This window comes from Citrobacter sp. Cpo142 (assembly GCF_030332425.1).
Taxonomy (GTDB): domain Bacteria; phylum Pseudomonadota; class Gammaproteobacteria; order Enterobacterales; family Enterobacteriaceae; genus Citrobacter; species Citrobacter portucalensis.
On sequence record NZ_JAOWHW010000042.1, the window covers coordinates 1 to 278 of the forward strand.

Annotated in this window: 1 protein-coding gene; it reads left to right on the forward strand. The window is 56.1% G+C overall.

Translation table 11 applies throughout. From position 1 onward, the window contains the following. On the forward strand, nt 1-278 hold a 278-nt coding region (locus OGY18_RS01655; protein ID WP_286551418.1), incomplete at both ends, for an IS1 family transposase.

Sequence of the window (278 nt, forward strand, 5' to 3'; positions counted from 1 at the left end):
GGCTACGTCGGTGCTAAATCACGTCAGCGCTGGCTGTTTTACGCGTATGACAGGATACGGAGGACGGTTGTGGCGCACGTATTCGGTGAACGCACTCTGGCCACGCTGGAGCGTCTTCTGGGCCTGCTGTCGGCCTTTGAGGTCGTGGTATGGATGACGGATGGCTGGCCGCTTTATGAATCACGCCTGAAGGGAGAACTGCACGTTATCAGCAAGCGTTACACTCAGCGCATTGAGCGACATAACCTGAATCTGAGACAACATCTGGCAAGGCTGGG